The sequence below is a fragment of the Myxococcus llanfairpwllgwyngyllgogerychwyrndrobwllllantysiliogogogochensis genome, assembly GCF_006636215.1.
Taxonomy (GTDB): Bacteria; Myxococcota; Myxococcia; order Myxococcales; family Myxococcaceae; genus Myxococcus; species Myxococcus llanfairpwllgwyngyllgogerychwyrndrobwllllantysiliogogogochensis.
Map to the genome: position 1 here is coordinate 1 of NZ_VIFM01000780.1, position 441 is coordinate 441.

The 441-nt window shown below is 71.4% G+C and carries 1 pseudogene; it reads left to right on the forward strand.

Annotation, left to right across the window (positions count from 1 at the left end):
- Window positions 1-69: 69 nt before the first annotated feature.
- A pseudogene (locus FJV41_RS57415) lies at window positions 70-441 on the forward strand (hypothetical protein); the annotation flags it as partial.

A 441-nucleotide genomic window follows, 5' to 3' on the forward strand; every position in this document is an offset into this window, starting at 1 on the left:
GGCCGGGACTGTTCCGCTTAACGCCGCTCGCCCCCCGGCGGATGACGGGCCGGCCCGTAGAATCCGCGGATGCTCTCCGTCAAACAGGAATTGCTCGCGGCGCTCGCCGGCGAGCTGGAAAAACTCTCGCCCGGCACCGCCGGGCGCGCCGCCTTCGAATCCCCCAAGGTGGCCGCGCACGGCGATTTCGCCTGCACCGCCGCCATGCAGCTGGCCAAGCCGCTCAAGCTCAACCCGCGCGCTCTGGGCGAACAGCTCAAGGCCGCGCTGGAGGCCACGCCGGCCTTCGCGCGCTGGGTCGATGCGATCGAGATCGCCGGCCCCGGCTTCCTGAACATCCGCCTCAAAGCCGCCGCCAAGCAGGAGATCGTGCGCGAGGTGCTGGCCGCGGGCGAGCGCTTCGGCTGGCAGCAGGACAACGGCCAGCGCGTGCTGGTGGAG